General features: G+C 35.0%; 6 protein-coding genes. All 6 read left to right on the forward strand.

Annotation, left to right across the window (positions count from 1 at the left end; translation table 11 throughout):
- Window positions 1-644: hypothetical protein (locus AAC037_RS13510; RefSeq protein ID WP_339903485.1), on the forward strand; the 644-nt coding region annotated here is incomplete at its 5' end.
- 142 nt (window positions 645-786) lie between these two features.
- Window positions 787-3531, forward strand: a complete 2745-nt coding sequence (locus tag AAC037_RS13515) for a DEAD/DEAH box helicase family protein (protein ID WP_339903486.1) — start codon at window positions 787-789, stop codon at window positions 3529-3531.
- Window positions 3531-5207, forward strand: coding sequence for a restriction endonuclease subunit S (locus AAC037_RS13520; RefSeq protein WP_339903487.1), 1677 nt, complete (start codon window positions 3531-3533; stop codon window positions 5205-5207). Before AAC037_RS13515 ends, AAC037_RS13520 begins: the two co-directional genes overlap by 1 nt.
- Window positions 5204-6898, forward strand: coding sequence for an AAA family ATPase (locus AAC037_RS13525; RefSeq protein ID WP_339903488.1), 1695 nt, complete (start codon window positions 5204-5206; stop codon window positions 6896-6898). Before AAC037_RS13520 ends, AAC037_RS13525 begins: the two co-directional genes overlap by 4 nt.
- Window positions 6895-7791 (forward strand): hypothetical protein, encoded by an 897-nt coding sequence (locus AAC037_RS13530; RefSeq protein WP_339903489.1) that lies wholly within the window; start codon window positions 6895-6897, stop codon window positions 7789-7791. Before AAC037_RS13525 ends, AAC037_RS13530 begins: the two co-directional genes overlap by 4 nt.
- 4 nt (window positions 7792-7795) lie before the next feature.
- On the forward strand, window positions 7796-8310 hold a 515-nt coding region (locus AAC037_RS13535; protein WP_339903490.1), incomplete at its 3' end, for a hypothetical protein.

Genomic DNA, 8310 nt, shown 5'->3' on the forward strand with positions numbered 1-8310 from the left:
TTCCTATTACCTATGTAAAGGATTTTGACACTCAAGCAAATAATTTAGTAAATGCAGAATTCTTGGTGCCATATATCCGATATGAAATAACTTCAGTGAAGGCAGACGATATTGAATTTCAAGTTTTAACCCTTCGAGCGGACCAACCAAGCGCTATTCCCTTGAACTATAAAATCTATAAAATATCAAAAACTGATTATGCAAGAGTTAAAAATGCCAAAGGACGTGAAATTTTAAGTTTTGGTGCACTTGCATTACCTGTTAAATTAAGGTCATCTGAAGGAGAAATTAATTTTGAAACAGATTTCAATGTGAATTTCACTTTGGCAGTTAGATTACGAGAGAGTTTTATAAATGATTGGGATTTGACTTGGCAAATCGGATTTGGTTTGGGGTCAACAAACTTAACATCGACCAATTCAAGTATAGAAGCAGGTAAGGACCAAAGTGTAGAAACAATAACAGGTTTAACTGGTATAAATTTAAGATTTCAGACTTTTCAAATTGGTTTGTATACAGGTGTAGATTATATAAACAACCAATCAGAATATGACTGGAAATACAATGGTAATATGTTTATTTCTGCGGGTATTGGAATTAATATTTTCGGTGGACAGTCTAAAAAAGAGAAAAAAGAGGAATAAAGCCACACTCAACATTGGACAATAAAAGTAAGTCAATTACTTTATAAATTAAAAAAGGAGGGAAGCTTGAATTTTGGGTATGGTAATGATGAGAAGATAAAATAGAAAGGTATTTTTACAACTATTGAAAGAATAAGCTTGAATGGCAGATAACCAAACTCCTGAACAAATTGCTCGTGACCGCATAGATGAAAAGCTGCGTCTTGCTGGATGGGTTATTCAGGAAAAGACGAAAATTGACTTTGGGGCTGGCATTGGAATTGCCATAACGGAGTATTTAACTGAAGTTGGTCCTGCAGATTATGTATTGTTTGTGGATAGAGCACCAGTAGGGGTAATTGAAGCAAAGAAAGAAGAGGAAGCCCAGAATATTACCGTCGTTGAAGATCAGTCTGGATCTTATGCTTCCAGTAAACTAAAATATTTCAACAATGAACCACTGCCTTTTATATATGAATCAACAGGTGTAATAACGCGCTTTACAAATACAAGAGACCCAAAACCAAGAGCCAAAAATGTTTTTTCTTTTCTTAGGCCAGAGACTATCAAACAGCAACTAAAAGTTGAAGAAACCCTCAGAGGACGCTTGTTCAACTTTCCAACTTTGGAAAAAGGAAACTTGCGTGATTGTCAATTTTCAGCAATAAAGAATCTTGAAGTTTCTTTTGAAGAGAATAAGCCAAGAGCCTTGATTCAAATGGCTACAGGTGCCGGAAAAACTTTTACAGCAATTTCTTCCATTTATCGTTTGCTGGAATATGGGGATGCAAAGCGCATTTTATTTCTAGTAGATACCAAAAATTTGGGGGAGCAAGCAGAACAGGAGTTTATGGCATTTACCCCTCCTGATGAAAATAGAACATTTACCGAACTTTATTCTGTTCAGCGTTTGACGTCATCTTTCGTAAACCCTGATCCCCATGTTTGTATTAGTACGATTCAACGTTTATATTCGATTTTAAAGGGTGAAGTATTGGATGAAAAAGCCGAAGAAGAAAACCCAAATGAAAAAGGCTGGCTACCAAAAGAGCCACTACCGGTTGTGTACAATCAAAAAATACCAATTGAGTTTTTTGATTTTATAGTAATTGATGAATGTCACCGCTCCATTTACAATCTATGGCGGCAAGTCTTGGAATATTTTGATTCGTTTTTGATTGGGCTAACTGCTACACCAGACAAGCGTACTTTTGGTTTTTTTAATGAGAATATTGTAAGTGAATATCCTCACGAAGAAGCTGTGGCCGATGGAGTAAATGTTACTTATGACACCTATTTGATTGAAACCAAAATAACCAAGACAGGGGCAGTAATTGAAGCAAAGGAGTTTGTTGATAAGCGTGAAAAGTTAAGCAGGCGCAAGCGTTGGGAACAACTTGATGAAGATGTAACCTATACTTCCAATCAATTGGATAAGGATATCGTTAACCCGAGCCAAATTAGGAATGTCATAAAGGCTTTTAAAAACAAATTACCTGAAATATTCCCAGGCAGAAAGGAAGTACCGAAAACTTTAGTTTTTGCCAAAACAGACAGCCATGCAGATGATATTATAAACCTTATACGAGAAGAGTTTGGTGAAGGAAACAGTTTTTGCAAAAAGATAACTTATAACACAGTAGAGAATCCTAAAACAGTATTGTCTTCTTTTAGAAATGATTATTATCCACGCATTGCGGTTACGGTAGATATGATTGCCACTGGTACAGACGTAAAACCATTGGAGTGCCTTATATTTATGCGAAATGTAAAATCTAAGGGCTATTTTGAACAGATGAAAGGTCGTGGCACAAGAACTATTAGGCTAGAAGATTTAAAAAAAGTAACACCCTCAGCAATAGCAACCAAAGACCATTTCGTTATTGTTGATGCAGTTGGAGTTATGAAAACCACTAAAACGGACAGCCGACCTTTGGAACGAAAAAGAGGTGTGGCTCTTAAAGATTTGATGTATGCCGCTATGATGGGAAATGTTGATGAAGATTTATTTGTATCGCTTGCCGGTAGACTGGGACGTATAGAAAAGCAAATAACCCAAGATGAGAAAAACAAATTTCAAGATTTGGCCAAGGGGAAATCAATCAATCAAATGACAAAGGATTTGTTGGGAGTTTTTGATCCGGATAAGGTGCAGGACTTTGCCAAAGCTAAATATGAGCGGCCCACTCCTGCTCAGGTGGATGAAGCACAAGAAGAAATGGCAAAAAAAGCAACTATCGCCATTACAGGTGAATTGATTGAGTATACAGACAATGTGCGAAAGTCTCTAGAACAGATTATTGATGTTGTCAATATTGATGAATTGGAATTTGCAGGCTGGGACACTCAAGCACAGCAAAAAGCGGCTGAGTTGGTAGCGGATTTTAAAAACTATATAGAAGTCAATAAGGATGAAATTGTGGCATTGAGCTGGTTTTACGCCCAACCTTATGAGAGGAAAGAATTGACCTATAAAATGGTGAAGGAACTGTTGGAAAAGCTAAAGGAAGACAAACCCATTTTAGCGCCACTACGTATTTGGCAAGCGTATGAACATATTGATAATTTGCAAAGGAGCCAGCCACTTAATGAAATGATCGCTTTGGTAAGTTTGGTGCGTAGGGTAATGGGCTTAGATGAGAAGCTTACTCCATATAACAAAGCCGTGGACAAGCGCTTTCAAGATTGGGTTTTTAAAAAACAAGCTGGTAATCTAAAATATACCGAAGATCAAATGATATGGTTACGAATGATAAAAGACCATATTGCTACTTCCTTTAATTTAGAAAAAGATGATTTGGATTATAGCCCTTTTGATACTAAAGGTGGCCTGATGAAAATGTGGAATTTGTTTGGAGACAATCTAGATGAAGTGATTGATGAACTTAATAAAGAATTGGTGGCGTAATGGTAAATAGTTGGATAGAAGTAGAATTTGAAGAATTAGTTGATTACATACAGCCCACAAAGTATATAGTAAGAAGCACAGATTATAAGGAAAATTATAAAACCCCAGTATTAACCCCTGGGAAATCTTTTATCAAGGGTTATACAAACGAGGAAGACGGTATTTTCAAACAGCTTCCTGCAATAATATTTGATGATTTTACAACCGCATCAAGGTATGTTAACTTTCCTTTTAAGGTAAAATCATCAGCAATGAAGATTTTAGTGCCTTTCTGCGATTTGATAAATTTGAAATATGTTTTTTATGCTATGCAAATTACCGATGTAAGAAGCGATACTCATAAAAGATATTGGATTTCAGTTTTTTCAAAAAGTCATATCCCATTGCCCCCAATAAACGAGCAGAATAGAATCATTGATAAAATAGAAGAACTTTTCAGTGATTTAGATAATGGTGATGAAAATCTAAAAAAAGCACAAAACCAAGTGAACGCATATAGACAGGCATTGCTTAAATATGCCTTTGAAGGCAAACTAACCGAGCAATGGCGTAAAGAAAATAACCCTGAACCTGCAGAAAAACTGCTTGAATTCATCAAAGAAGAACGCCAACAACGCTACGAACAGGAACTTAAAGATTGGAAAGCTGCGGCAAAAGAATGGGAGAAAAATGGGAAGAAAGGAAGGAAACCGGGGAAGCCTACCAAACTAATCGATTTTGCACCTTTACATCAAGAAATTTTAGAGCAGTTACCACCAATACCTAAAGATTGGGAATGGATTAGAAATAATGATATCTTATATTATGTAACTAGCGGTTCTAGAGATTGGAAAAAGTATTATGATGAAACCGGAGCCTATTTTATACGGACACAAGATATTAAAACCAATAAGCTAGAAATTGAAAATGCAGCCTATGTGAATCTTCCTGAAAATGTTGAAGGGAAAAGGAGTTTAGTACAGAAAGGGGATTTGTTAATGACTATAACAGGGGCCAATGTAGGTAAGATAGCCTTTATAAAAGATGAAATACCAGAGGCTTATGTCAGCCAATCTGTGGCTTTGATGAAGCCTATCAATCCTAAAATAACCCCCTACCTGCATCTTTACTTCCAATCAGATGTCTATGGTGGTAAAATGATAAAAGGGTTAGTTTATGGAGTTGGAAGACCTGTTTTGAGTCTTGAAAATATGCGTGAAGCTCCTTTGGCGCTGTGTTCTTTTGAAGAACAAGAACAAATCATTTTGGAGATAGAATCCCAATTTTCAATAATTGAAAATCTTGAAAAAACGATAGAATCAGGACTTAATAAATCAGAAGCCCTACGCCAATCTATTATAAAGAGAGCATTTGAAGGAAAATTGGTGACGCAAGACCCTAATGATGAGCCAGCATCAGAACTACTCAAACGAATACAGGCAGAAAAGAAAAAATACCAAGAAGAGCAGAAGAAATTAAGGAAAAAAGCACCAAAAAAAATAAAGAAGATGAGTAAAGGACTGAGCATTGAAGAAGTACTCAAAACTTCAGACAAACCCATGCTGACCAAAAATGTATGGCAGAAAAGTAAGCATAAGGAAAATATCGAGGAGTTTTACGCTGAATTAAAAAAGGTTAAAAGCAAGGTTGATGAAGTCAAGAAAGGAACTCAATCACTTTTATCCTTATCAAAATGAGAATTGATAAAGTTTATATAGAAGATTTTAAAAATCTCAAAAAATTCTGTATTGATTTTGATGAAGATCAAATGAATACAGTACTTCTCGGACAAAATGCTACTGGCAAATCAAATTTGATTGAAGCACTAGTAAATATTTTCAAATACTTAGACTTAAGTACACCAACTTCAAGACGCTTTCCAGAATTTAACTATTGGATAAAGTATTATTGTCACGGCAAAACAATTATTATTGATTATACTGAATCAAATTATAAAATTAATGTCGAGGAAGATGAAAAAAGACCTTCATTTTCAGAGTTTTTCAGTAAAGAAGGAAAAAGAAATTTTCTGCCCAAATATATATTTACCTATTATTCAGGTGTAAGCAATCGCTTAGACGAGATTTTTTGGGAACATCAAAGGAATTTCTATAATAAAATAATCAAAAAAGATTTTGAAATTGATGAGCTCGATGATTTACGCAGGCTGTTCTATGTAAAGCCAATACATAGCTTTTTTGTTTTAATGGCATTCTTTGCACTTGAAAGAATGGAAAAGAAATCGAAAGACTTTCTAAATGATGTGCTAGGAATCGAAGACCTTGAGTCAGTTCTTTTTGTGTTGCAAGAACCTATTTGGAAAAGTAAATCAGGTGATCCGAGATTCTGGAATGCAGAAGGTCTTGTTAAGGATTTCTTAAGTGTATTATATGACTCTTCTTATGCACCTATACTTTCTGATGAAACGATTTATCCTGATTTTAGAAGTAAGGGCGTAAAGAGAGAAAAGCTCTATCTCTATGTATCTGACAAAAAGAAATTGAAGGAATTTGCTGCTAAATACTTCGATTATAGTAACCAAAAACCGAGTAACACATTTTTATTTAAGGCTCTTGAAAGTACTTACATATCTGATATGCTAGATGAAGTGAAAGTCAGAGTCAAAAAAAAGAAAGATGGAATTGTAACATTTAAAGAGTTAAGTGAAGGTGAACAGCAATTACTAACGGTGATTGGGTTATTAATATTCACTAGAGAAGAAGAGTCATTAGTTCTCCTTGATGAACCGGATACTCACTTAAATCCTTTATGGAAGTATGATTATTTACATTATTTGAAAAAACTTGTTAAATCCAAATCTAAACTAGAGACTAGTGTTGAAGATTTAGAGGATTTACATGAAGATAAGACTACTCAAGTAATCATAAACACGCATGATCCTTTAGTTATAGGGAGTATGGTGAAATCGCAGGTTCGATTATTTGGTAAAGAAAAACCGGTAATGAGTCAAGAAGTACCAAAAGATAAATTTGATGAACTTAGACTCCATGCCTTGAGTGAGGCTATCGAGCCCGATATTGATCCAAGAGGGCTAGGGGTGGCAGGGATATTGACAAGTGATCTTTTTGGCCTACCATCTACATTAGATGTGGACACTCAAAAATTATTAGATGAAAGGAATGAACTTTTGTTTCTAGAAAGTGAGAGCAAGTTAAATGAGCAACAGGAAAAAAGACTTAAAGACCTATATGAAATATTAAATAGTGCTGGATTTTCTCAAATATTCAAGGACCCACTTTATTCCGAATTTGTGATTGCCTATCAAAAGTATTTACGTGACAAAAGAGATTCAACTACCGGCAGTAATAATGAGACAAAGAGCAAAGCTTTTGAAATAGTTAGTAAAATGATGAAGAATAGAGCATGATTTATATTGACTTAAAAAAATTGAAGCCATCACAAGACTGGCTGGATAAATCACAAGAGCTTCTTGATGAATTAATTGTTAATAGAGATAACAAAGCTAAACGAGATGAGATAATTGATAGATCTTCCAGTCAAAAGCATTGGAAGGGTTTAAAGGAAGAACTTAAGAGATTATCTTATGGAAAATGCTGGTATTCAGAAGCCCGAGAAATTTATTCCTACTATCACGTGGATCATTTTAGACCAAAAAAAAGAGCAATTGATGATACATCAGGAGTTAAAATTGAACGCGATGGTTATTGGTGGTTTACTTTTGATTATAAAAATTATAGGATATCTGGCGGTGTAGGCAACACATTGAAGGTAGATCACTTTGCTGTAAGAACTAATTGTGCAACACGCCCGGAAGATGATTGTGAAGATGAAATAATTTATTTTCTTGATCCTACCAAAAAGAATGATCCTAAAAAATTAATTGTAAATGAGAATGGTGAAATGAAACCTGCTAATATTATTGATACAAACTGGGATCATATTAGAGCAAAGTATACTATTAAAAAGTTGGACTTAAACTTTCAAGACTTAAAAACAGCGAGGCACATCAAATGGAAAAAGTCCAACACTCTTATACAGGAAGTTGATATTTTAGACGCAGAATATCAATCTACACCATCAGTTAGGAGAGAAGAAAGACTAGAAAATAAACTAGAAGAAATTAGAAAATTGATTGCTCCATGTGAAGAGCTATCTGCAACAGTAAGGGCTTGCCTCCGAGCTTCAAGAAGAGATTGGGCACTAGCACTATTGGAGGAATCAATAGAGGTGGATAGTATATGCGCTGACTTTATTTTTCCAGAAGAAAAAGAAGTTGTGGAAGATTCTACACAAAACTGATTTCATGAAATTAGAAGTATTAAATAGAACCCATATCGAGCAAGCAGCATCTATCATAGATCAACAAGGTATTCCAAAAAATCTTGTACGGAGTCAGTATTATGTTGTGGTTAATGGGAAAGAGTATCCATTTAAGCACTTGGTTCGAACTGCATATGAATTGGCCACCGGAGGGCAGTTACAATTTCAGTCCAACGAAACGTATCGTGGATATGTCGAAAATGAGTTAAGTTTCGAGTTTCGATATTATGAAGGAGGGTATAATTTCTTTACCAAAGGGGAATTAGATTTTTATAGTTCAGTCGTCAACACAGATTATAGAATTTCTAACCCAGCTCAGGAATATTATGGTCAAAAACTTTATCCGATTATTGCCAAAGCAAATTATTGGGCAGAGCAATTATTAATAGAAGGTTTTAAACTTAAAAAAGACGGGAACTGGTTGAGTGGCTATGTATCTCGTGTAAAACCATATTTTTGGCCTAGAATATATAGCGGAGAAGATAAAGACATTTTTTT

The sequence above is a fragment of the uncultured Cyclobacterium sp. genome (genome assembly GCF_963976465.1).
In the GTDB taxonomy this organism is placed as follows: domain Bacteria; phylum Bacteroidota; class Bacteroidia; order Cytophagales; family Cyclobacteriaceae; genus Cyclobacterium.

Coding starts and splice junctions, on each gene's coding strand:
- AAC037_RS13515 (WP_339903486.1), top strand. CDS start 787: ATGGCAGATAACCAAACTCCTGAACAAATTGCTCGTGACCGCATAGAT.
- AAC037_RS13520 (WP_339903487.1), top strand. CDS start 3,531: ATGGTAAATAGTTGGATAGAAGTAGAATTTGAAGAATTAGTTGATTAC.
- AAC037_RS13525 (WP_339903488.1), top strand. CDS start 5,204: ATGAGAATTGATAAAGTTTATATAGAAGATTTTAAAAATCTCAAAAAA.
- AAC037_RS13530 (WP_339903489.1), top strand. CDS start 6,895: ATGATTTATATTGACTTAAAAAAATTGAAGCCATCACAAGACTGGCTG.